Annotated in this window: 18 protein-coding genes and 1 other annotated feature; of the genes, 8 read left to right on the top strand and 10 right to left on the bottom strand. The window is 44.0% G+C overall.

The window, feature by feature from the left end; translation table 11 throughout:
* Window position 1: 1 nt before the first annotated feature.
* The 6 genes from ileS to ASG85_RS21815 all read right to left on the bottom strand — a co-directional run bounded on the left by ileS (window position 2) and on the right by ASG85_RS21815 (window position 8,749).
* Entirely contained in the window at window positions 2-3,082 is a 3,081-nt protein-coding gene (gene ileS / locus ASG85_RS21840) for an isoleucine--tRNA ligase (RefSeq protein WP_057307380.1), read from the bottom strand.
* Window positions 3,083-3,162: 80 nt separating this feature from the next.
* Window positions 3,163-3,421 (bottom strand) — a binding site (T-box leader).
* A gap of 263 nt (window positions 3,422-3,684) precedes the next feature.
* Window positions 3,685-5,055 carry an allantoinase gene (locus ASG85_RS21835; protein WP_057307379.1) on the bottom strand — a complete coding sequence of 457 codons (1,371 nt, stop codon included), beginning with the start codon at window positions 5,053-5,055 and terminating at the stop codon, window positions 3,685-3,687.
* 83 nt (window positions 5,056-5,138) lie between these two features.
* On the bottom strand, window positions 5,139-6,266 hold the full coding sequence (locus tag ASG85_RS21830; protein WP_235549477.1) for an ABC transporter substrate-binding protein: 1,128 nt from the start codon (window positions 6,264-6,266) through the stop codon (window positions 5,139-5,141).
* Window positions 6,267-6,312: 46 nt separating this feature from the next.
* On the bottom strand, window positions 6,313-7,194 hold the full coding sequence (locus ASG85_RS21825; protein WP_057307378.1) for an ABC transporter permease: 882 nt from the start codon (window positions 7,192-7,194) through the stop codon (window positions 6,313-6,315).
* A complete protein-coding gene (locus ASG85_RS21820) occupies window positions 7,194-7,937 on the bottom strand; it encodes an ABC transporter ATP-binding protein (RefSeq protein ID WP_057307377.1) in 744 nt (247 codons plus the stop codon). The genes ASG85_RS21825 and ASG85_RS21820 overlap by 1 nt, the downstream gene beginning before the upstream one ends.
* 122 nt (window positions 7,938-8,059) lie before the next feature.
* Window positions 8,060-8,749: a GntR family transcriptional regulator gene (locus tag ASG85_RS21815; RefSeq protein WP_057307376.1), complete on the bottom strand. Its 690-nt coding sequence runs from the start codon at window positions 8,747-8,749 to the stop codon at window positions 8,060-8,062.
* A 361-nt stretch (window positions 8,750-9,110) separates the two neighbouring features.
* Between ASG85_RS21815 and rocF the strand changes: the two genes are divergently transcribed.
* From rocF to ASG85_RS21800, 3 genes are all read left to right on the top strand, one after another.
* Window positions 9,111-10,028: an arginase gene (gene rocF, locus ASG85_RS21810; protein ID WP_057307471.1), complete on the top strand. Its 918-nt coding sequence runs from the start codon at window positions 9,111-9,113 to the stop codon at window positions 10,026-10,028.
* Between the two features lie 195 nt (window positions 10,029-10,223).
* Window positions 10,224-10,931: a DUF1361 domain-containing protein gene (locus ASG85_RS21805; protein WP_060647750.1), complete on the top strand. Its 708-nt coding sequence runs from the start codon at window positions 10,224-10,226 to the stop codon at window positions 10,929-10,931.
* On the top strand, window positions 10,928-11,308 hold the full coding sequence (locus tag ASG85_RS21800) for a glyoxalase superfamily protein (protein ID WP_060647749.1): 381 nt from the start codon (window positions 10,928-10,930) through the stop codon (window positions 11,306-11,308). The genes ASG85_RS21805 and ASG85_RS21800 overlap by 4 nt, the downstream gene beginning before the upstream one ends.
* A 397-nt stretch (window positions 11,309-11,705) precedes the next feature.
* On the opposite strand, the gene ASG85_RS21795 is transcribed toward ASG85_RS21800, so the two are convergent.
* Complete coding sequence (locus tag ASG85_RS21795) at window positions 11,706-13,124, bottom strand: aspartate ammonia-lyase (RefSeq protein ID WP_082588180.1); 1,419 nt, start codon at window positions 13,122-13,124, stop codon at window positions 11,706-11,708.
* 522 nt (window positions 13,125-13,646) lie between these two features.
* On the opposite strand from ASG85_RS21795, the gene ASG85_RS21790 reads away from it, so the two are divergent.
* Complete coding sequence (locus ASG85_RS21790) at window positions 13,647-14,846, top strand: ornithine--oxo-acid transaminase (protein WP_057307372.1); 1,200 nt, start codon at window positions 13,647-13,649, stop codon at window positions 14,844-14,846.
* Between the two features lie 186 nt (window positions 14,847-15,032).
* Here ASG85_RS21790 and ASG85_RS21785 read toward each other — a convergent pair whose 3' ends face one another.
* The 3 genes from ASG85_RS21785 to ASG85_RS21775 all read right to left on the bottom strand — a co-directional run bounded on the left by ASG85_RS21785 (window position 15,033) and on the right by ASG85_RS21775 (window position 16,479).
* Window positions 15,033-15,656: a carbohydrate-binding family 9-like protein gene (locus tag ASG85_RS21785; RefSeq protein ID WP_060647748.1), complete on the bottom strand. Its 624-nt coding sequence runs from the start codon at window positions 15,654-15,656 to the stop codon at window positions 15,033-15,035.
* Window positions 15,657-15,677: 21 nt separating this feature from the next.
* Window positions 15,678-16,124, bottom strand: a complete 447-nt coding sequence (locus tag ASG85_RS21780) for a DUF2663 family protein (RefSeq protein WP_060647747.1) — start codon at window positions 16,122-16,124, stop codon at window positions 15,678-15,680.
* A 121-nt stretch (window positions 16,125-16,245) separates the two neighbouring features.
* The gene (locus ASG85_RS21775) at window positions 16,246-16,479 is read right to left on the bottom strand and encodes a cold-inducible protein YdjO-related protein (RefSeq protein WP_052229221.1); all 234 of its coding nucleotides are present in this window, start codon (window positions 16,477-16,479) and stop codon (window positions 16,246-16,248) included.
* A gap of 155 nt (window positions 16,480-16,634) precedes the next feature.
* On the opposite strand from ASG85_RS21775, the gene ASG85_RS21770 reads away from it, so the two are divergent.
* From ASG85_RS21770 to ASG85_RS21755, 4 genes are all read left to right on the top strand, one after another.
* A complete protein-coding gene (locus ASG85_RS21770) occupies window positions 16,635-17,900 on the top strand; it encodes an MFS transporter (protein WP_057307369.1) in 1,266 nt (421 codons plus the stop codon).
* A gap of 316 nt (window positions 17,901-18,216) precedes the next feature.
* Window positions 18,217-20,586 (top strand): AraC family transcriptional regulator, encoded by a 2,370-nt coding sequence (locus ASG85_RS21765; protein ID WP_060647746.1) that lies wholly within the window; start codon window positions 18,217-18,219, stop codon window positions 20,584-20,586.
* Between the two features lie 481 nt (window positions 20,587-21,067).
* Window positions 21,068-22,720: an extracellular solute-binding protein gene (locus ASG85_RS21760; protein WP_060647745.1), complete on the top strand. Its 1,653-nt coding sequence runs from the start codon at window positions 21,068-21,070 to the stop codon at window positions 22,718-22,720.
* A gap of 70 nt (window positions 22,721-22,790) precedes the next feature.
* The gene (locus tag ASG85_RS21755; RefSeq protein ID WP_057307366.1) at window positions 22,791-23,720 is read left to right on the top strand and encodes an ABC transporter permease; all 930 of its coding nucleotides are present in this window, start codon (window positions 22,791-22,793) and stop codon (window positions 23,718-23,720) included.
* The last annotated feature ends 12 nt before the right edge of the window (window positions 23,721-23,732 follow it).

Below are 23,732 nucleotides of genomic sequence, written 5' to 3'. Positions count from 1 at the left end.
GTTACTCTATAAGCAAGCGGAAATTGTTGTCCCCAATCAAAATGGATTCCATTTTTTCTTCCTTAGCATACCTTACACTGGAAAGCAGTACATTCTCTTGCAGAACATGATCAAAACGCTCCAACGCGTCTTTTAATGTCAAATTGACATCGAGAACAAGATCAACTCGTTTATCAATAGGCAGTTCCAGCTTTTTACGATAATCCTGAACGGCACGTATGATTTCCCGTACAAGACCTTCTTGCTCCAATTCTTCCGTTATTAATGTGTTTAAGGCTACCGTGATCTGGTTACTGGAAGCTGAAGCAAATCCTTCTTTGGCTTGTTTTTCCACAAGCATCTCATCAAGTAGGATATGGAATTCCTCTCCATCGATCGTTACTTCAAGAAAACCGTTATCGACCGCTTGTTTGGTTTCTGAAGTAGACAATTGCTTCAAGTGGTTTTGCAGAGGGCTAACGAATTTGCCATATTTTTTCCCAGCCACCTTAAGATTCAGCTTCAAGTTGAAGTCAACAAAGCCGCTGTCACTTTGTTCTACTCGGATTCCTTTAATGTTTATTTCATCTTTAATAATTGCCTCAAAACGACTTAGATCGAAATGGCTATCGAGCGAAACGATCAACTCGGAGAGAGGCTGACGTGTCTTGATACCTGTATCATTCCGAATAGTTCGAGCCAACTCAACGATCTGCCGTGCGGTTTCCATGTCATTCTCGAGCGTTATGTCGATGGCTGAATGGATCACTTTTGGATAATCAGCCAGATGAACGCTGCCTTCTCCTCCAAGGTTTCCGTAAATGTCCTCGGCAATGAGCGGCGCATATGGTGCTATCATCCGCGAGAGCGTCAGCAGCACTTCACGCAGTGTTTGATACGCTGACACTTTATCAACGGTCATTTCACTTCCCCAGAAACGATCGCGAGAGCGACGGATGTACCAGTTGCTCAGCTCGTCGACAAACATCTCGATTTGCTTCGCGGGGTTTAGGAAGTCGTTAATTTCCAAGCCCTTACATACATTTTGCAATGTGCTGTTCAGTCTTGATAGTATCCAGCGATCCAATTCGTTCGTGTGCTTTTGAGCCGGATGGTCTTCGTGCTTATATTGGTCAATCGTTGCATATAACGCATAAAAAGCATGTGTGTTATTGATCGTATCAACCAATTTGGATTTCGCTTCGGCAACAATTTGCTTAGAGAACCGTTTGCTGTTCCAAGGTGCGCTGTCTGACAGCAGGGCCCATCGAAACGCATCCGTTCCAAATTCATCTATGATTTCCCATGGATCGATGCCGTTACCTTTGCTTTTCGACATTTTCTGTCCGTTCTCGTCGAGTACATGTCCGGTAGAAAGAACGGCCTTGTAAGGCGATTTGCCATTATACAACGTTGAAACAGCAAGCAGACTGAAGAACCAGCCCCTTGTTTGGTCAATCCCTTCGCAGATCATATCTGCTGGGTACTGCTCATTAAACAACGTCTCATCTCCGAATGGATGATGATACTGTGCAAAAGGCATAGAACCGCTATCGAACCAGACGTCGATCACCTCAGGGGTTCTTTCCATAGTGCCTCCACAAGTGCAGCGCAGTTTCACCTCATCGATGTAGGGCTTATGTAGCTCCAAGCTTTCGTCAATTGGCTCTACTGATTTCTCCCGCAAATCTTTGTGGCTTCCCGGTGCATATTCCGCTCCGCAATCCCCACATAACCAAACATTAAGCGGGGTACCCCAATAACGATTACGGCTGATGTTCCAATCGACAAGCTCTTCAAGGAACTTGCCGAAACGCCCTTCGCGGATGTGGGAAGGATACCAGTCGATTTTACTGTTGTTTTCGATCAATTGCTCTTTAATTGCGGTTGTTTTGATAAACCAGCTCTCCATCGCATAATAGAGCAGCGGGGATTTACAGCGCCAGCAGAAAGGGTAACTATGTTCATAGCGCTCTTTGGAAAATAACAAGCTGCGTTCAGACAAGTTTTTCACGATATCGACGTCGCAATCTTTGACGAAGCGTCCGGCGAAGTCAGTGATCTGTTCATTGTAACGACCTGCCAAGTTCACTACATTCACAAAATCTAGCTCGTGTCGACGGGCTGTTCGGTAATCATCTTCACCATGCGCCGGAGCAATATGGACGATACCCGTACCACTCGTATCCATGACATAGTCAGCATCTACGACGATATGTCCTTTGGTTGGACTAATATAGCCGAAAGGCGGCTCGTAGGCAGTGCCGACGAATTCCAAGCCTTTATGCACAGATAAGATTTCGTAGTCTTGTTTGAATACTTTTTCTACAAGATTTTTTGCAACGATGTACACTTCGCTATTTTGTTTCACTTTGACATAATCCATGTCTTTATTTACGGCTAACGCTATGTTCGCAGGTAGTGTCCACGGGGTCGTCGTCCAAGCCAGAAAGATTTCCGGTCCGTTTTTACTCCTGAATTTCACAGTGGCACTTAAATCTTTCACATCTTCATAGCCTTGCGCCACTTCGTGAGAACTGAGCGTTGTTTGGCAGTCCGGACAATAAGGGCTCACACGGTGCCCCTTGTATAACAGTCCTTTGTTATGGATTTCGGATAAAATATGCCAAACGCTCTCGATATAGTCGTTATCCAACGTAACATAAGGGTTATCCATATCCGTCCAGTAAGCGATTGCTTCGGTTAGTTCACGCCACTGCTTTTCATATTCAAATACGCTGCTTTTGCATTTCTCAACAAATTCGGCTACTCCGTATTTTTCAATTTCTTGTTTCCCCGAGATACCAAGCTGCTTCTGAACACCAAGCTCGACGGGCAAGCCATGCGTGTCCCAACCCGCTTTGCGGATGACTTGGTACCCTGACATAGTTTTATAGCGGCAGATGAAATCTTTCACAACACGACCAAGCACGTGTCCGATATGGGGTGATCCGTTTGCCGTCGGCGGTCCTTCGTAAAAGACGAAGTTCGCTTTACCTTTGCGGTTTTCGATCGACTTGCGGAATGTACCATTCAATCTCCATTGCTCTAAAACGCGCAGTTCGCGGGTTCTCGCTTTTTCTTTCACATCAATTTTTCTCATGTGTACCACACACTCCTCTATTAAAATGATGGGGGTAAATCCGGAAACGTTGTTAATGAAAAACAAAAAAATCCCGTCCCGCAAGGGACGAGATTACATCTCGCGATACCACCCTAGTTCCATAATGATCATAAACATATGATCATCATAGCTCTCGTACTACGTACTATCATACGCGGCCCTTGTAACGGCGGGATCCCGGGTCAGCTTACTAGAATACCTTCAGCTTTCCTTCTCAGAGTGGATTTTCGGCTAAGTCTCGAATGTTGGCTTTCAGCTCTAGGCCAACTCTCTGGAAATCAAGGCGATTAGCTTACTCGTACTCGTCAATGAATTTAAATTAATTAAGAACAATACGTTAATTCATTTTTACATCAACTTCATGGAATGTCAAGTTTACTAAAATATGATTTTTTCGGGATCGGCCGCAATACCCTCCAACAAATGAACTCGTATATACCTTGTTTCTATTCTGTACAATAGAAGCCACCCGAATTGGAATGGAAAGTTTCAATGCAATTGCGTTCTCGGATTAAGCCAATGATATAATACCTAAATGAATAAAGCAGGTCGCCGCGGCGCCTGCTTATTTGATGTACCTACTATATCTTCCTTTGACACCATTTCCCAGCCTTCACATCACCGATCCCCTTCGCTTCTTCATATACAAGATTCCCTCTGCTCCAGGTAGCCCGCACTTTGCACCCCAATTCTTTCCCTACATAAGGACTATGCTTATGTCGATATAATAAATGCTCCATTTGCAGCACATATGGGGTATTCAGTGAAATCATGACTAGATCGGCATCAGCGCCTAGACGGATCTCTCCTTTGTTAGGAAGAAGACCGAATCGCTCAGCCGGCGCGTAGGACAGCATATGACTTAACTGACTAAGCCCGATTCCCCGCTTCAAGTGTCCTTCATCAATCATAAGCTCTAGCGAGCTTTGGGCTCCCGATATGCCGCCCCAGGTTTCAAAGTAATTGCGGGATTCCTTCAATACGCTTGGACAAGGGGAATGATCCGATGAAATCATATCAATATAACCAAGTCGCAAAACTTCCCACAACCGCTCCTTCTCCGCTTCACTACGCAGCGGAGGCGCACATTTGGCCGTAGGCCCTATACGTTCTAAGTCATCTTCCGTTAGGATCAGATAGTGCGGGCAAGTCTCCAATGTCACGTTAACGCCGCGCCTTTTCGCCTCCATAATGATCATCACTGCGGCCTCGCTGCTGATATGAACGAAATGCAGCGGACACCCTGTCTGTTCTGCATAAAACAGTGCTCGATTCACCGCTTCGAGCTCAGCAAGAATCGGGCGTGTGGACGTATAGTCTTTGGCCGTGACTTTGCCTTCTGCTTGCTTCACCCGCCCTAAGCGCGAAACAAGCGACTCGCTTTCAGCATGAAGCGCCAGCACCCGGTTCATTCGCGCAATTCGCTTCATCCCTTCCCACAAGGTGAGGTCATCCACCTCGCGAAATGCATCCTCGTCCGGGTCACCCGGCGAAGACATGAAAGCTTTGAAGCCAATGACACCAGCTTCGCTCATGGGCTCCAAATCATCCAGATGCCCTGGCACCAGTCCACCCCATATGGCGTAATCAACCGATGATTGTTCGCGGGCGGCTTCCAGTTTCATCTCCATCGCGGAGACGGTAACGGTTGGCGGAACGCCGTTAAGCGGCATGTCGATGTATGTGGTACATCCTCCCGCTGCTAATGCGGCAGAACCCGTGGCGAATCCTTCCCATTCTCCCAATCCCGGTTCATTCAAATGGACATGGACATCTACCATACCAGCCATGATAACCATGCCAGAAGCATCAACAACTTGCTCTGCTTCCAGCGTTATCCGCTCATCCAATTGCGAAATCTTGCCATTCTTAATACCTATATCCAATAAACGGACTTCATCTCGCAAAACAACGGATCCGTTTCGAATGATCATATCTAATCGTTCGCTCACCCTGTTCACCTCAATTGTACTCACATTCATAATCATCAGGACCGAAACAAGTACTGCTGTCTCGGCCCTGAAAATGAACTCACTTATTTAAATTCAACTTTAACTAGTGTAGAATCTACGGCTTTCAACAAGCTCAAATCATGGTAAGTATCTGGTTTCGGAATGATTTTAATATTACCAACAGCTTTTAGATATTCACCTACTGCCGCTCCGTTGCTGCCATTCACGTAAGTATCATCTACTTCCATCGAATATACATTTCGGCTCATAATTTGCGTCAGTTCTTCAACGCTTAAGTGAAGCTCAGGAGCAAGAATCTTGATCGCTTCATCGCGGTTCTTGTTAATATAATCTGTTGCTTTTTTGAGGCCTGCGAGCACGGCTTTAATCGTATTCGGATTTTTCTTAATAAAATCGTCAGAAACCTGCATGGTTGTATGTACACTCATCCATTTCACATCGCCTTTTTTGTCAGGCAGCTCACTCTTCGTACCGCTAAACAAGAATTTGCCTCCACCTTGAATCGCCTTGGTAATGAACGGTTCCCAACAAGCTAGGGCATCGATATCCCCTTTTTGCAAAGCAACTACCGCATCGCTTGGTGCTATGTTGACGTATTTTATTTTGCTCACATCTACACCAAGTTCTTTGCCCATATTATCAATGGCGATCTTCACATCTGCTCCGTTAGGAATCCCAATTGTCTTTCCTTCTAAGTCTTTGGATGACTTCAGTTCTAATTTCTTGGAACCGACTACAGCTTGCGTACCCGCAATTTGCGCCAGAGGTGTAACAATTTTCACAGGAACATTCGATGATTTTAGAATAATGTCCATAAAATTCGTTTGAATCGATAGTGGCGCGCTGCCGCCGGCAACCATCGGTCCGATATCCGGGCCGCTTTCAATCAATTGACTGGTCACATTCAGTCCCGTTTCTTTGAAATAGCCAAGCTTATCTGCAATAATTTGTTGTGAGGAAATCTGTGCATCGCGTACGCCGACTAATGTAATATCTTTCACTTCCGGAACTGTAGCGGACGCCGTAGCAGCCGCAGTTGCAGCTGCTGGTGCTGTCGTTGCCGCAACTGATGTTGTTGCCACAGGTGCCGTTGTACTTGTCGTCGTTTGTTTGGAACTACATGCTGTCACTACCATAGCTGCCGTTACGAATACCAGGAAAGATTGAGCCCATATTCTTTTGTTTTTCATGTGTTTCCCTCCACTTTTCTTCTCTTTTTTTGGTCATCATTTGCTTCTATTTCTCAACAGCATCTCTCATGCCTCCCTTACGCCACGCCAAGACCCTCCTCTCCAAAATTTTCACTAAACCTGAAAACAAACTGTATGACAAGCCAATTAAAATAATGGCGACAAACATGTTGGAAATTTTGAAATAATTTCTGGCATCCACGATGATATAACCAAGCCCTGATTTCGCACCCATCATTTCCGAGACAATTAAAGCCGAGAAAGACAGACCCAGACTGACCCGCGCACCTACTATAAAATTCGGAATCGCAGACGGAATCATAACCCGGGTAAAGATTTGCCTCTCTGAAGCGCCTAAACTAAGGGCTGATCGAATGAGTGTAGACGGCACGGATTTAAAACCGTCAACTGTATAAACAAGTACAGGAACGAATGTTGTCCAAGCTATGAGGAGTACCTTGGGAAACTCTCCGATACCGAACCAGATAATGAATAGCGGCAGCAAAGCCAAGGCTGGAATCGGGCTTACGAGATTGAGGATTGGCGACATCCAACGTTCAAACGTTCGAAATTTACTCATTAACACTCCGAACAATACGGCGAATAAGCAGCCAATGACGAATCCTAAAGCTATACGAATAGAACTGGAAACTAAACTTTCTAACACAATCCCCGTCTTAGCCAATACCCAGGCATCCGACACAATCAGGGATGGTGGAGGCAGGAATATTGGATTAAACCAAGCAAATCTCTCATTCAGTTGAGCAAATAGTTCCCAGATGACGAAGAAGGTAACGAACGGCATGATGTTCCATCTCTGCATAACACTTTCTTTGAACCTTTTGCGCTTCTTCGGCTGCTCGACATACTTAGTCTCAGTTGGAAGCAAATCACTGTCAGCAATGACCGTTACCGATGTTTTACTCATCAGATTGCCTCCTCTGTTTCATCTTCCATCAGAATTCGCTCAATGCTGCTCATCGCTTCACTAAATCCAGGGGATTCAAACGTTCTGGGATGCTCAATTTGGATGGAAAACGTTTCTGCTATTTCGCCATCCTTCATCACAACAACCCGATCAGCTAAATAGACCGCTTCGCTAATACTGTGTGTAACGAATAGGATAGTCGGCCTTAGCTTCGCACATATGCGCCTAAGTTCTCTACGCATCATATCCCTGGTCAAAATATCGAGAGCACCGAACGGCTCATCCATCAACAATATTTCCGGTGAGCTCGCAAGTGCTCTAGCAATTCCCACTCTCTGCTTCATACCCCCAGACAATTCAGCTGGATAATGATTCGCATAAGCCTCAAGTCCAACCAGACTCAGGAATTCCTTGCCGATTTCTTTGGCTTTTGCCTTGGACGCGCCTTGTACTTCAGGCCCAAATGAAATATTTTCGAGAACATTGTACCAAGGGAACAAAGCATGATCCTGAAAGACCATTCCCCTCGATTTCGATGGGCCTTTAATCATCTCGCCATCGACCTTTATTTCACCTTCATCAGGGAGTAAATATCCGGCCACCATATTCAAAAGTGTTGATTTACCGCAGCCGCTATGCCCTAAGATGCAAATAAATTCATGAGAATACACCGTCAAGTCAACTTGTTTAAGCACGACTCGATCTCCAAAGCTCTTCCCCACTTGCTTTGCCGTTAATTTCATTCCCTCGCCCCTTCCGTAGTTCTCAACTTTGTTCGAAGCTTTCACATGTTGTATGCAATTAGCACTCCACATCACACACAAGATTGTATACAATCTACCGTAAAAAAATGGACTCCACTCATTTATCTTTTAACAACTGCATAACTACTGGACTTGAAAATATCTGTAAGTGAATGCGGCTTCGTACTATGTTCTTCGAAATCCAAAGATGCTTCAATCTCGCTTAAATGTTCAACCATCAATCGCTCAGCTAAATCCGCATCCCCAAGCTTAATAGCTGCTAAAATTTGCTCATGATCATGACAATACCTATTTTTCTTCATCCCATAAAAGGCGATAATCACGTAAGTGAGAGCAATCAATTCTTCTAAATAACGATAGTAGTAATAATTGCTCGCTAACTCAGCAATGCGGAGATGGAAATCACCCGTAATTCGTAGGGCTCCTAGTAGATCACCCTGCTGATGCGCTTCATGCTCATCATCCAGCATTATTTTCAATTGTTGAAACTGATCGTCTGTCAACGTATCGCACACTTTGCGGATCGCCGCCGCTTCAATCACTCTGCGCATTTCAAACACTTCTTTAGCCTCGTGTGTGGATGGGCAAGCAACAAAAGTTCCTTTGTAAGGAATGACAGTTACCAACTTCTCACTCGCCAGTCGGCGGAGTACATTGCGCACAGGAGTGCGGCTCACTCCAAAAGACTCTGCCAGCACCTCTTCGACTAACTGCATATTGGGACGAAGCTTTTGTTCGATAATGGCATCCTTAATCGCGGTATACATGTCTAATTCATTTGCCTGTAACATAAGGACCTGTTCTCCAATCCCATGATGAATTGTTTAATTCACCATGATCGTAATGAAAATGAGATATCATGTCAATATACATAACACATAAAACACTATCTTTTAGGATTCAGAACAATATATCACTTTCATTTTGTTTATAATGATAAATAAAGACTGTTTGAACTTGCATTTTATATTTATTATTCACATTGTGTTATATTGCCTAACATATAACGATGTTGGTAAATGAGTTAACCTGTTGTTTACGGCAGCAATTGCCACAGGAACCAAATTAAAAATCTCCAATTATGAGCTGGGTTATGATAATCTAATTACAAACGAAGCTTTATCTGAAGCCCGAACAAGAGGAGCTGATCGCATGAGTAACAAGCCGACAATTGCTGCGATTACTGTGCCATTTGATCTTGGAGCAGGTCGACGCGGAGCCAGCAAAGGACCGAAAGCCATTTTGCAAGCAGGTTTAATTCGAGGTCTACAGCAAATGGATATCACAGTCGATCATATTGCTGATATCCGTCTGCCGGACGATAAGGCGACTCCCTTGGCAGCTGAAATTGATCAAACGAACCTCAAGTATTTGGCGGAGGTTACCCTAGTAAACACACTTCTGGCTAAACAAGTCTCTCAGGTCGTGGAACAAGGACGTTTTCCTCTCGTCATTGGCGGCGATCATAGCATAGCTATCGGGACTTTAGCTGGATTATCCGGCCATTATCAAAACTTGGGCGTCATTTGGATCGATGCTCATTCCGACCTAAATTCAGCGGATACAAGTCCATCCGGTAATATTCATGGGATGTCATTGGCCGTCAGTCTAGGGATGGGTCATCCTTTATTAACCAACATTATGGGCAGCCATGATAAGGTGAAAGCGGAGAATATCGTCCTTATTGCAGCAAGATCTCTCGATGAGGGCGAGAAGAAACTCATTCGCTCTTTGGGAATCAAATGCTATACCATGTACGATATAGATCGCAAAGGAATGGCTTACATTATGCAAGATGCCATTGACTATATAAGCAGTAAAACAGACGGCGTGCATGTTAGTTTTGACGTCGATTCTCTGGATCCGATTGAAGCACCTGGAACAGGCACGATTGTAAAAGGTGGACTTCATTACCGCGAAGCTCACTTAGCTGTTGAGATGCTGCATGAAGCAGGGATTGTGACATCAGCCGAATTCGTTGAGGTGAATCCTCTTCTCGACGACAATAACAAAACATCCCAATTAGCCGTCGGCTTAATCAGCTCTTTATTGGGCAAGCAGATTCTATAGGTTGAAACCATTAATAGTCATTTTCGCGAGGCTCACCACATATCGAATGTACAAAACCCGTTACTCTCCGCCAAGCTGCGAGGATAACGGGTTATTTGCTTGTTACAGGTAGGAAATAAATGTAAGATATAGACATAATCTTGGGTAAGGCGGCATCACTCACTGCCAAATACATAGACCAAGCGTGGAGCTACAATGAAAACCTTGAATCACTGGTACCTGCATCTCTTTCTGATCTTGCTCTCGCTTTCCACAATTGGGGTCTACTTTTTGTTCAAAAACCAAACCTACTTTGAATTTCTAATTTGGAACTTATTCCTTGCTTGGATTCCGTATATCCTTGCTGCCGCAGCCTATTTTATACACACTCGAAAATCTACGATCTTGCAAAAGTTCATTTTAATCATAGTAGGTTTAGCCTGGTTTTTATTCCTGCCCAACTCTCCATATGTCCTTACAGATTTCATTCATTTAACGATTTTGAAAGACTCTTATGTACAAAAGGGGACGCTCTCCTTTGCCTATTGGTATGACTTTTTCATCATCTTCTTATTTGCATGGAACGGTCTATTGCTAGGATGCAGCTCCATGTACATCATTCAAAAGATATGGAAAGAGCGATTCAATCACTTTGTTTCTTGGCTGATCATCGCATTGACCGCATTTCTATGCGGGTACGGCATACTTTTGGGAAGAGAATATCGCTTAAACAGCTGGGACGCTTTACACACGAACAGAATACTTGAAATCCTGCGAGAAACTTTGCATCAAGAAGCCTTCGTTTTCTGCTTATTAGTCGGATTTGTTATCATGACGGTTTACGTAACCTTTTATGTACTCGTAAATGCTATAGGCGGCTCAAAACATTCAAGTCCTTACACAAACGAAAAAACAAGGAGATGATTGCTATAACAACCATTAAAGGTGTCACGCCCATTTTTAGAATGTTCGACGAGAAGAAGGCAAAGAAATTCTACATAGATTATTTGGGTTTTTCGTTAGAGTGGGAGCATCGCTTTGAGAGTGATATGCCGCTTTACATGGAGGTCAGTTTAGGCGAATGTAAATTGCACTTATCTGAGCATTATGGGGATTGCAGCCCGGGTGCAGCGGTTCGGATAGAAATCGTGGACATCGTAGCCTTTCATACTAGCTTGACAAATAAAAAATATACCTATTCTCGCCCCGGCATAGAAATGAGCCCCTGGCAGACCAAAGAAGTCTGCATCACGGATCCGTTCGGGAATAAGCTGACCTTTTATGAATCGTTAAATGTTTGATTCCTCACTTCTATAACACAGTTAATCCTGTGGAATGGTCAAATCTCGGGTCTTTTACTTTCGAAAGGGAACGTCGATGCCTTATTTGCTTGAAATTAGCTATAAAAGCTAGCGCGGCGGAACGTCAATGCCTTATTCCACTTTAAGAGTCCAATTTAGTCCAAAAATGGCTAAATAACGTATCCAGCTTCCCTTTAATGTTCAAAAAGATGCAATTTAAAATAAATAAGGCATCGTCATTCCTCTTGGTACATCTGGCCTCGCAGGCGTTGCCTAGTCGATTCTTGTAAATCCAAAAATAACGCCCCCAACTCATCAACCGATGGGTCGGGGGCGTTCGTTTTATGAGCAGGCATTAGTCAACAGTCGTAGACTTCATAGCTTCACTCACCCAGCTTTAGTCGGCAGGCTGCAGCAATCTTTCACCAGCGATGCCCGGCGTAGTCATCTGAATTGGATTGAGGATTTCTTCAATCTCCTCAGTTGTAAGCAGCCCACGCTCTAGGATGAGCTCTTTGAGCGTCATGCCAGTGCGCACAGCTTCTTTCACTAATTGCGCGGCGACTTCGTAGCCGAGATGCGGGTTCAAAGCTGTGACAATGCCAAAGCTTTGCTCAACGTATGTCTTGCAGCGCTCGCGGTCGGCTTCCAAGCCCTCAATCGCAAAACGCTCGAACACGTCGGCCGCGTTCCGCAGTATTTTCAGCGATTGTAGAAGGTTAAACGCAAGTACGGGGCCCATTACGTTAAGTTCGAATTGACCTGCTTCGCAGGCCAAGCAGATGGTGTGATCGTTGCCAATGACTTGAAACGCCACCTGATTCACAACTTCTGGCATAACAGGGTTTACTTTACCTGGCATTATGGAAGACCCCGGTTGTCTAGGCGGCAGTTTCAGCTCCCCTAAGCCTACGCGAGGACCTGAAGCCATTAATCGGATATCATTGCATATTTTCGAAAGGTTAACGGCGCATACTTTCAAGGAAGCGGATAGCTCCGTGTAAGCATCCATATTTTGGGTACCATCAACCAAATGCTCGGCTAGTTCAATGGGGATTCCCACCTGTCCCTTTAGATGAAACATAACGCGTTCCACATACTCAGGCTTTGCATTAAGCCCTGTTCCTACAGCAGTAGCCCCCATATTAACGGTCAAAAGCCCCTTAGAAGCATGGCGAATACGGTTGATATCGCGCTGGATGACACGTGCATAAGCGCCGAATTCTTGGCCCATACGAATAGGAACTGCATCCTGGAGATGCGTTCGCCCCATTTTGATGACATCATCAAATTCCGTTTCCTTACGGGCAAAAGCACGCTGGAGTGAAGTCATAGTCTCTGTCAACTGCTCAGATAAACGGTAAGCGGCAATTTTGATGGCGGTAGGGATAACGTCGTTTGTGGATTGCGACATATTGACATGGTTGTTCGGATTACAATGGAAATAATTGCCCTTTTCCTCGCCTAGCAGCTCCAACGTCCGGTTAGCAAGCACTTCGTTCATGTTCATATTAATGGAGGTTCCCGCTCCGCCTTGAATAGAATCAACAATAAACTCCTCAAGGAGCTGACCTTGTCGCACTTCTTCGGCTGCTTTGACTAATTGTTCGCCGATTTTTTTAGGGAGCATATGTGTTTCCATATTCGCTATTGCAGCTGCTCTTTTTACTTCTGCTAAGGCTGTAATGAGCTCTGCATGAATTTTAACACCCGTAATCGGGAAATTCTCTAATGCACGCATCGTTTGAATGCCGTAATAAGCTTGGGATGGAACTTGTTTTTCACCAATAAAGTCTTTTTCAATGCGATGAGTCATCGTAGACACCATTCCTTTTTTCTACAAAGTATATTGCTCGACGTTGCGAAGTAGGTGTTCCGAAATTCCTTCTAACTCTCTGCCGCTAGAACAATTGAACGCCATGCATGGCATTCATAAGCGCTCATCTGAAGAATTCGCGACCGCTTTCAAGAATCCTGCAATATCTGACACGTTCTGTAATAAATTTTTGACCACTGATCAATTTGCCCACTTCTAATAATATTTCCTATTTTAACAATTCAAGTCTTCTCCTAATCTCAAACATACAATAGGATTTGCACATAATGATTGAACTTGGCCAATTTCGTGAAGACTTGTATCACTGTCTACAGCTATGTATTTATATATGCTAGGAGAAGCACAAAAGCATAGGGGATTTACCTCCTAGGATTTATATTGCAACGTTCATGAGTTGACGAATACAATGGATTAAACAAGCTCGCTATGTGAGACAATTAGAAGGATACAGTGAATACCGGCGAGTTTGGCTTACAAGCTGCACGTCAGGGAGGAATACTTATGGATACGAAGAGTGCGATGATTATTAATAAAACGGAAAAATACGGGGCACGCAATTACCATCCGCTGCCTATCGTGATATCGAAAGCGGAAGGCGTATGGGTCGAGGATCCAGAAGGCAACCGCTACATGGATATGCTTAGTGCTTACTCCGCCTTAAATCAAGGACATCGTCATCCGCACATTCTGAGAGCGCTTCATGAGCAAGCCGAGAAGGTTACACTGACATCTAGGGCTTTCCATAGCGAAACGTTAGGTTCGTTTTATGAAAAATTAGCGAATTACACTGGTAAGCCGATGATTTTACCGATGAATACTGGGGCCGAAGCGGTCGAAACCGCTCTAAAGGCTATTCGTCGTTGGGGCTACGAAGTGAAAGGAATCCCCGCCGATCAAGCGGAAATTATCGTTTGTGAAGGAAATTTCCACGGTCGGACGGTGACAATCACTTCCTTCTCATCTTCGCCGGAATATCAACGCGGCTTCGGGCCTTTTACGCCAGGGTTCCGCATTATTCCCTACGGGGATGCGGCGGCACTGCGTGAGGCCATCGGGCCGAACACGGCGGGGTTCCTGTTTGAGCCTATTCAAGGCGAAGCTGGCATTGTGATTCCGCAGGCCGGTTACCTGCGGGAATGCTATGAGCTATGTCAGGCGAATAAGGTGTTGTTCGTCGCGGACGAAATCCAGACGGGATTCGGCCGTACGGGTCGCCGCTTCGCCTGCGACTGGGAAGGCGTAACGCCGAACCTGTACATCATGGGCAAAGCCCTCGGCGGCGGCGTGTTCCCGATCTCGGCGGTCGCCGGTGATCGGGAGGTTCTTGATGTTTTCGAGCCGGGCTCCCACGGCTCGACATTCGGGGGTAATCCGCTCGGCTGCGCCGTCGCGATCGCGGCGCTTGAGGTCACCCTTAACGAGCGGCTCGCAGAGCGCTCGGATGAGCTTGGCGCTTATTTCCTGAAGCGACTTCAGGAAATTCAATCTCCGCAGATTACGGAGATTCGCGGTCGGGGGCTGTTCATTGGCATTGACCTTAAGGTTTCAGCGCGTCCATTCTGTGAAGAGCTGAAAGCGAAGGGTCTGCTATGCAAGGAGACACATGAGCACATTATTCGTTTGGCTCCGCCTCTTACGATTACGAAAGAAGAGCTCGATTGGGCTTGGCAGCAGGTAAATGACGTGTTAAATGAAGCTTAGCGCTCAAATGTAATAAGCCCTCTAGCTTTTAATAAAGCTGGAGGGCTTTGCTTTTGCTTTAAGGGGGATTCGCTCTTTTCTATCTACTCTAAGAATGTTTTTCATCACTACAGAGCCACTTTCGCACGTCTTCCCCACATTAGCGATGTAAAACAACGTTACAGCCCCCCTACTATTCTACTCTTTCTATTCTTTCACAAAAACAAGTGTCCCAAATCGGTGAGGCATATGGAAATCGACTTTCCCTGTTGGGGACCAAGCCCAATAATGTCGATTCCCTTCAAGATCATCATCAATTCTATATAAATTCCAACGCCACTCAGCACCATGATGAGGTGTAAAGTTTTCCCCCCGCTCCCAATCCAAATCTGCAAAAGGAATCCGCAGATCGTAAGTCCTCCACCCATCGGCCCCATCCAAAACTTGAGTATGCATTCCCTTCGCATCCCATGCAACATCAATCTCTTTATCTCCACCGTTATAATGGATCAAAGCATCGAATACGACGTTTCGCGGACTCACTTCGAACTCGTAATATACCGCTCCGGTTCCGCTTTTATCAATAAACACCTCAACCACATCTTCCAAATAAATAGGATCATCTCGCCGCTCCATCGTTGCCACGACGTGATCATCCTCACATTCGAATCGTATGTGCAATGCATCAGCTGTCCAACATGCGCGAAAGCGAGTCTTAAGCCGCGGCTTCTCTCCCGTTACAACTTCCCTTAAATAAGGGGTCTCAACCTCAATATCTTCCCACTTCAATTTTCCGTTTTCTGCATCTACATAGCGACATTCATATCTCATCCGTTCTGTCATCCTCGCTCCCTACTTACTTTTATACACAATATTAATATCATATTCGCTATCTAGAAAGCTAGAAATTTGATCCCGAGATTCTGACTTCACGTCCTTTAACCAGGAAGCGTCAAACTTCTCGATGACTTCTATTCTTAAATTCTCGTATTTTGTCTTTGCTTTTTCAATCCTAGACACACGATTCTGTGTAAATAGGAACAATGATATACAAGCCAGAAGCGAACCAGATAGAAGCTTATTAGAAATAAGCAAATCGAGGATGGCTAATGCATTGCCGCCTGAAACCAATATGATCTTTCGATAGAAAGAGATAATGAAATAGAGAATCAGGCCACCTGTCAGAATGGCGAATAAAGGTTGCGTATCTTTGAGTTTGTCCCATTCCTGCTTCCTATCCCGAAGTTTGTAAAGTATCTTGGTCGCATCGTCACTTAGATTAAGTTCAGGCCATTGCATTAGGCACACTCCCCCTCTCTACCATCTTATGCTTGGACACTGCCATTCTTTCCAAAAAAAAAAGACCAAGAGCATCTCTCTTCACGCTAGGGCGAAGATGCTACTGGTCTTTTGAATTTTACTAGAATCGTTTTTTCCCAACTAAAAACTTTTTATTTCCTTTTTTAGCTGTCACAGGCACATGCTTATAACTGCGAACCATCGGATTTTTACATAATGGACAAGTTGGTAAAGCTTCCGTAACGAATTCTTTGCGAACCCATGCTTTACAATCTGTCTCTTTACATTTCCAAATTTCTATCTGTTCGACTTCTGGCTTTTGATCTTCGGTCACGGTACTCGTTGGTGTAGACATTCAGTTATGTGCTCCCTGCTTCGTAGATTAGACTACTTATTATTATACAGATCAGATCGAATATCAAGTCTTTCCCGTGTTCAAAATTATTTACCAGTGGTAGAATGGATAAGGCGGTTACAATTTAGACACAGAATACAAAGGCAGGAATATAAATGACAAACTTACTACGTGAATGGAAGTCACAATTTCAGGGGTACAGCCGAAATATTATGCTCTTCTTTTGGTTTAATTTTGTATGGAACTTAGGTTTAGGTATGTTTGGTCTCGTCTATAACCTTTATGTCAGAAGTCTCGGCTATGACCAAACGACTGTAGGCAGCATGGTTGGAATGGCATCACTGGCAGCGGCCATCATTCTCATTCCCGCGGGCCTAATGAATGATCGTTTCGGACCTAAGCGAGTCATTACATTTGGTCTCATTTTTACCATCGTAACTTTGACGGCTCGCTCTCTTATTGAAGTCAAGGAGGGGATGCTCATCTCGTCATTCTTGGGCGGTATGGCTCTTGCTGTTGTTTCTGCAACCATTCTACCGTTTATGGCCAACAACTCTACCCCACAGCAGCGCGTTCACCTATTTAGCTTTAATATGGCTCTTGTCATGCTAGCGAATGTAGTTGGTATTGCACTGGGGGGCGTTCTTTGTGACTTTTTTCAATTCATTATAGGCTTAGACGAAATTCGAAGCTTAAGATTTACTTTATTAATTGGAGTTGGTATCGCAGCACTCGGTTTTATACCTATGGCTTTATTTGAGAAAAGTGAGCAAGAAATACAGCCGCGTGGCGAATCATTAAATTGGAAACAAGTGTGGAGTGTACATAAACCATCCTTACAGGTTATTGGTATTTTTTGTTTATTAGGCTTGTTATCATCCATGGGCGGGGGCATGATTGTCCCCTATTTAAATGTGTATTTTGAAGATCGCTTTGACGCTTCGAAATCCGCAATTGGTATCGTTGTAGCTTTAGGTCAAGCCGCAACGGCGGTTGCTTTTCTCATTGGACCCATGATTGTAAAGAGATTCGGAGAAGTTAAATCTGTCGTCTACCTGCAGTTATGTTCAATCCCATTTCTCCTCCTGACCGCTTTTTCTGCTAACTTTTACTTATCATCGGGTGGGTACTTGTTCCGGCAAGCCTTAATGAACGCTGCTAATCCTTTTTATAATTCGATCAAAATGAGTTACGTCAACCGATCGCTTCGGGGGTTAGCATCCAGTTCAGGGGAAGCCGTTTTTCATCTAGGTTGGTTCCTTGCTTCACCAGTAAGTACGGGCCTTGTTTTCCGCTATGGCTCTTACTACGGCTACGCGTATGCTTTCTGCATCACAGCTGTAGTCTATACAGTAATCTCCTATTTATTCTACTTCTTTTTCGGAAAAAATCGGTTTAAACCCGTTGAGGAATCTGCATGAGATAAACCTCTATCAAGGTCTTTCGAAGATGAGCGACCGCGCTTAGCGAGGAGAGACTTTGATCTACGACCAAAGATCCCTATATTAGGAGAGACTTTGATCTACGACCAAAGATCCCTATATTACGTTTATTCGCCAATAAGAATTTCGTTCTCCGATTTAAATTGGAAACTTATAAATTCCCATTTGGTAAAAAATGGGTTCTTTCTATCGTTGACTTGAACGATGGAAAGGAAATACAATACATGAGAGCGCATTCATTTCAATATCCTAGTGCTCCTTATCGATGATCGATTGTGAGGGGATGAATTTGCTTATGCGGAATAAAATCTTCTTTAATGGACAAAGTATTGTCTTAACCTGGATGATTTCCTATATCGTCATTCTACTTTTACCCGTGGCAATCGGCTTATTATTGTATATGGAATCCAGCAAAACACTGAAGGAAGAAATTCAGCAAGCTAATGATTCTCTTTTAAAACAAGTTCGGGAAATTATGGACAATCAGTTTAAAACCATGGAGCAGCTGAACTTCGAGATTACGTGGAATGTAAGCGTCCAGGAGCTGCTTTATTCGAATAAGTATGAGGCATTTCCCAAAGAATATCGATATGATGCTTATCAAATCTCACGTATTCTTTCCATGTACAAAACCTCCTACCCGCTGATTGATTCTTTCTATATTTATTTGAATAAAGATCAATCTACTATTCTTCCTACCACCGTTAGAACAAATAGCTTTGCCTATGAAACTTTACATATGAGCGATGAATTCTCGTTCTCTGCTTGGCAAGCTATCGTGACTCGAAGCAATTTCAAAGGCTTTATTCCCATGTACCGAATTGGCGACGACAATAAGCTGCGAAAAACGGTAGCCTACATCAGCACATACCCCGAAGAGCATAATAAACCGCTAGCTACCAATGTCATTATGGTCGATCAATCTCGTATTATTGGCGCCATTCAAAATATGGAAATTTTCAACAAAGGTCACGTACTCATCCTTAATAATGAAAATCAAATTCTGGCATCCAACTCCACAGATTCACTTCCAACTGATTTTCCTTTTGATCAATTAGAGAGCTCGTCCAATTTCTATTACTCCGACTCTAGTGGCGAGAAATATGAAGTTTTCAACATTCAGTCACCACGTTCCAAACTAAAATATGTGTCTATGATGCCCAGCACCATGTATTGGAAAAAAGCGGCTCACATCCGTAACCTGACTTATACAAGCATGGCAATCAGTTTGCTTGGCGGGGGTATTCTAACCTACGTATTTCTAAGAAGAAATTACAACCCAGTACGTCGCTTGGTTCATGCGTTTTCCAAAAAACAAACCTTACAATCTAGTAAACGGTACAATGAATTTCATTTCCTCCAAGAAGCCGTGGACAGTACGTTGATCGAAATTGCCAATTTCAAAAGTAAAATGGAGCAGCAGCGGCACATTGTCCGCTCTCACTTTATCGAAAAGCTGTTTAAAGGAAAACTGGACAGCCAGCTTCCGATTGATGAGGCCTTAACGACCTTTGAAATGAAGCTGGACCGGCAGGATTTTGCCGTTATGCTATTTGTTGTCGATAAGAGTACACCCTTCTTTGAGCGGATTAACCATACGCCTGAAGGGGATAAATGGAAGCTTCTTCAATTTATTATTATGAATGTCGTGGAGGAACTAATATCGGAACGGCACCGCGGATATGCATCTGAGATTGATGATACCCTCGCCTGTTTAGTCAATTTAACTACGGAAGATGGCAATAGCTCCAAGCTGGAGTTACTTAGAATTGCAGACAAAGCGCAAACTTTCCTCTCTTCCACCTACGACATTAACTTAACAATTTCAATAAGCAGTATCCATGATCGTATCACTAATGTACCGCAAGCTTTCTTAGAAGCTCTAGATTCCATGGCCTTCAAGCTTGTTATGGGTGGACCAGAGATTCTATCGTATGACGATTTGCAATCAAATACCACTTGCGACTCTAATACCGGCTATTATTATCCAACGCAGATTGAGCAGCAATTCATGTATGCCGTTAAGCTGGGGGAGCTTGAAGAAGCACAGATGATTCTTACCGAGATTATGAATAAAAACTTTGATAATCCTGGCATTTCAGTCTCCTTAATGAAGTGCCTCATGCTCAACCTGGTAACCACCATGATGAAAAGCCTTAGCGAAACCGGAGATATCCAGGAAAGCTTCTTTATACGCAACCCCAAACTGCTCGACCGCCTTCTATGCAGCAAAACCGTTCAAGACATGCAGGTCCAGCTCAGTGATATGCTCGAGCAAGTATGTGCCTACACATCAGCCAAACGGCAGCATACGATTTCACTTACACGACAGAAAGCACTGGAGCAATTGGTAAATGAAGTGACGACCTACATCGAACATAATTACACAGATGCCAATCTGAATGTCACGATGATTGGCAGTCATTTTAACCGCAAAGCCACCTACCTCTCGAAGCTATTCAAGGATTATGTGGGAGAGGGGCTGCTTGATCGCATTAATAAGGTCAGAATTGAGAAATCCAAGCAGCTGCTGGGGCAGCAAGAACAGTCGGTCGGTGATGCGGCATACGGGGTGGGCTTCAATGATATTAATGCTTTTATTCGTGTTTTCAAAAAGGTTGAGGGCATCACTCCGGGGAAATACAAAGAGCTGATTGAAAAATAAAAGAGATAAGCCAATAAAGCACACATTTGATTGGGATAGCCGCGGGGCTGTCCCTTCTTTAACATAGTGAAAGTTGTACAGCTTACAACCAATTTCGCTGGTTTGTTTTTACAAAACTGCAAATGTTGTAGTTCGAGAGAGTAGGATTCATCCATCCGGTACAATCACCGGGCTTCCCCGAATACAACGTTAGACTTTTCCAACTTTCTGCTGTCTAACAAGTAATATTGGCTAAATTGATGAAGCAATTGGATATTTTGAAGAGTCTACGCACAGAATTCGAGAACCAATTGGATATTTTGCAGATAGTTATATTGGAAACGCTATCATATAGTTAGGTTAGACATACAGCTCTTCACCTCACACAATCTTAATAACAGTTTTCCAGGGAAACTCCGTATTGCTTCGATACCAGTTTTCTAAATTCGGCAATGCTTACACGGCCAGTTTTTCTGGCGAAAAACGCTTAGGAGGTCAACCTATGAAAAAGAACAGAAAAAAAATGTTCACCATGCTGGTTACAACATCATTGATGGGGAGCTTAGTCGTCGCATGCTCATCCAACACCCCGAGTACAGTCAACAGCGCTAGTCCCAAAGCAACTGCCGGTGGAACGACCGCTCCCAGTGCTGGCCCTGTCACTTATCCGCTAAAAGTGGACAAAACATTGACCTACTGGGGCGAGCTTCCCGGTAACCTAACAGGTGTAAAAGCAGCGCATGCAGATGTTCCCTTCTTCCAAGATTGGCAGAAGAAAACGGGCGTTCCATTGAAATTCCTAGCTCCGCCTACGAACCAGGGCGCTCAGGCTCTTAATGTTATGTTAGCATCAGGTGATCTGCCCGATATGATTGAGTTTGATTGGCAGGGAGCATTCCCTGGCGGACCTGAAAAAGCGATCAAAGACGGTTACATTTTGAAACTAAACGATACGATTGATAAATTTGCTCCAAATTTAAAAAAATTCCTCAAAGAGCATCCGGATGTTGATAAACAAGTAAAAACCGATAATGGTAGCTATTATTCCTTCCCTTTTATCCGCGGCGATGATTATCTGCGTGTGTACCAAGGTCCTATCATTCGGAAAGATTGGCTTGATGATCTAGGTCTGCCTGTCCCTCAAACCATTGATGAATGGTACACAACACTTAAAGCCTTCAAGGAGAAAAAAGGCGCTACAGCCGCTTTCTCTGTCGTAAGTGTTCCCAGACCTTTTAACGAGCTAGGAAACGGCGCTTTCGCCGGTGCCTTCGGTGTGACACGTGATTTCTACATCGATAATGGAACAATTAAATTTGGTCCAGCTGAGAAAGGCTACAAAGACTTCCTGGCTACCTTCCACAAATGGTATGAAGAAGGACTTATCGATAAAAACTTCGCAACGGCGGATGGCAAAGCCTTAGATGCAAACATGGCCTCCGGCGCAACAGGTGTTACCGTACAAAATGCGGGTGGCGGTATTGGTAAATGGCAGCCGCTAATTACAGCTAAAGATGCTAAAGGCGTTCTCATCGGGGCTCCATATCCGGTTCTCAAAAAAGGCGACATCGCGATGTATGGTCAGAAGGATCCAGCGAATTCGCCTGGAGGTATGGTTGCTATTACAGCTTCTTCCAAGAATATTGAGACCGCAGCAAAGCTTCTTGACTATGGTTACTCTGAAGATGGCCATAATTATTTCAACTTTGGAACCGAAGGCGTTTCGTATAAAATGGAAAACGGCTACCCGAAATATACGGACCTTCTCATGAAAAATCCGGATAAATTGGCTCCGGCACAAGCTCTGTCACTGTACATCCGTGGTAACTATAATGGTCCTTTCGTTCAGGATAAACGCTATATCGAGCAATATCTGGCTTTGCAAACACAACGCGATGCTGTTACCACTTGGCAAAAAACGGATGTTGATAAACACAAATTGCCTCCTATTACAGCTACACCGGAAGAAAGCACAGAGCTTGCCAAAATCATGACTGATCTCAATACACTAGTCGATGAAATGACGCTCAAAATTATTTTAGGAACAGAACCAGTGGATAGCTTTGATAAATACATGGAAAAATTCAAATCTGTTAAGCTAAGCCGTGCTCTCGAAATTAAAAAGGCATCCTTAGATCGTTACAACAAAAGGTAGATGACAGGCCAGGGGGAGGGCAGCGGCTCTCCCCACTTTACTAGAATCTCACGGCGAAAGGAGAGATATCATGCGTAAAGCAGGGGAAGCAACCTTCCAAATACGCTTCAAGCGCGATTTTCTGCTGAATAAATATTTATACCTGATGATGGTTCCCGTTCTGGCTTACTATATTATCTTCCATTATGCGCCGATGTATGGAGCCTTGATTGCGTTTAAAGAGTATACCCCTAATAAAGGCATTCTGGGTAGTAGCTGGGTTGGCTTCCAGCACTTTAATGATTTCTTCAGCAGCTATTATTTCTGGCGAATTCTCAAGAATACCGTCATTATTTCCCTTTACTCGCTATGTTTTGAATTCCCGGCGCCGATTATTTTGGCGATTCTTATTAATGAGCTTACGAATAAAAAGTTTCAACGCTTCGTTCAGACGGTCACCTACATGCCGTATTTTATTTCACTCATCGTTATTGTCGGGATGATCAAAGACTTTACGAATAACGGCGGTTTAATTAATAACTTTCTGACTTACTTTGGCTTCAATGATACGGCAATGCTGCAGAAACCGGAATTGTTCCGAACGATCTATATTTTATCTGAAATATGGCAAAAAATCGGATGGGAATCCATTATTTATCTAGCCGCACTCATGGGCATTGACCAGGAGCAGTACGAAGCGGCGAAAATGGACGGAGCCAACAGAATCAAGCAAATTTGGCATATTACCTTACCGGGCATTCTACCAACTATTGCGATCATGTTCATTCTACGCATGGGGAATTTATTGAACGTTGGTTTCGAGAAAATCATTTTGCTCTATAACCCCAGCACCTACGATACGGCGGACGTCATCTCTTCTTTCGTTTATCGTAAAGGGCTCGTAGAATTTGGTTGGAGCTACAGCTCAGCGGTTGGTTTGTTCAATTCTTTGATTAATCTAGCCTTACTCATTGCAGCAAACAAAATAAGTAAAAAGATAAGTGAAAACAGCTTATGGTGATGGAGGTGGTGT

This window comes from Paenibacillus sp. Soil724D2 (genome assembly GCF_001427935.1).
GTDB lineage: Bacteria > Bacillota > Bacilli > Paenibacillales > NBRC-103111 > Paenibacillus_E.
Note: the sequence above shows the minus strand (reverse complement) of the source record. Positions and strands in the feature narration are given on the sequence as shown.

What these genes read in the sequence shown, in the direction of transcription:
- ileS (WP_057307380.1), bottom strand. Translation starts at nt 3,082, where the DNA reads ATGAGAAAAATTGATGTGAAAGAAAAAGCGAGAACCCGCGAACTGCGC.
- ASG85_RS21830 (WP_235549477.1), bottom strand. Translation starts at nt 6,266, where the DNA reads ATGAAAAACAAAAGAATATGGGCTCAATCTTTCCTGGTATTCGTAACG.
- ASG85_RS21825 (WP_057307378.1), bottom strand. Translation starts at nt 7,194, where the DNA reads ATGAGTAAAACATCGGTAACGGTCATTGCTGACAGTGATTTGCTTCCA.
- ASG85_RS21820 (WP_057307377.1), bottom strand. Translation starts at nt 7,937, where the DNA reads ATGAAATTAACGGCAAAGCAAGTGGGGAAGAGCTTTGGAGATCGAGTC.
- ASG85_RS21815 (WP_057307376.1), bottom strand. Translation starts at nt 8,749, where the DNA reads ATGTTACAGGCAAATGAATTAGACATGTATACCGCGATTAAGGATGCC.
- rocF (WP_057307471.1), top strand. Translation starts at nt 9,111, where the DNA reads ATGAGTAACAAGCCGACAATTGCTGCGATTACTGTGCCATTTGATCTT.
- ASG85_RS21805 (WP_060647750.1), top strand. Translation starts at nt 10,224, where the DNA reads ATGAAAACCTTGAATCACTGGTACCTGCATCTCTTTCTGATCTTGCTC.
- ASG85_RS21800 (WP_060647749.1), top strand. Translation starts at nt 10,928, where the DNA reads ATGATTGCTATAACAACCATTAAAGGTGTCACGCCCATTTTTAGAATG.
- ASG85_RS21795 (WP_082588180.1), bottom strand. Translation starts at nt 13,124, where the DNA reads ATGACTCATCGCATTGAAAAAGACTTTATTGGTGAAAAACAAGTTCCA.
- ASG85_RS21790 (WP_057307372.1), top strand. Translation starts at nt 13,647, where the DNA reads ATGGATACGAAGAGTGCGATGATTATTAATAAAACGGAAAAATACGGG.
- ASG85_RS21785 (WP_060647748.1), bottom strand. Translation starts at nt 15,656, where the DNA reads ATGAGATATGAATGTCGCTATGTAGATGCAGAAAACGGAAAATTGAAG.
- ASG85_RS21780 (WP_060647747.1), bottom strand. Translation starts at nt 16,124, where the DNA reads ATGCAATGGCCTGAACTTAATCTAAGTGACGATGCGACCAAGATACTT.
- ASG85_RS21775 (WP_052229221.1), bottom strand. Translation starts at nt 16,479, where the DNA reads ATGTCTACACCAACGAGTACCGTGACCGAAGATCAAAAGCCAGAAGTC.
- ASG85_RS21770 (WP_057307369.1), top strand. Translation starts at nt 16,635, where the DNA reads ATGACAAACTTACTACGTGAATGGAAGTCACAATTTCAGGGGTACAGC.
- ASG85_RS21765 (WP_060647746.1), top strand. Translation starts at nt 18,217, where the DNA reads ATGCGGAATAAAATCTTCTTTAATGGACAAAGTATTGTCTTAACCTGG.
- ASG85_RS21760 (WP_060647745.1), top strand. Translation starts at nt 21,068, where the DNA reads ATGAAAAAGAACAGAAAAAAAATGTTCACCATGCTGGTTACAACATCA.
- ASG85_RS21755 (WP_057307366.1), top strand. Translation starts at nt 22,791, where the DNA reads ATGCGTAAAGCAGGGGAAGCAACCTTCCAAATACGCTTCAAGCGCGAT.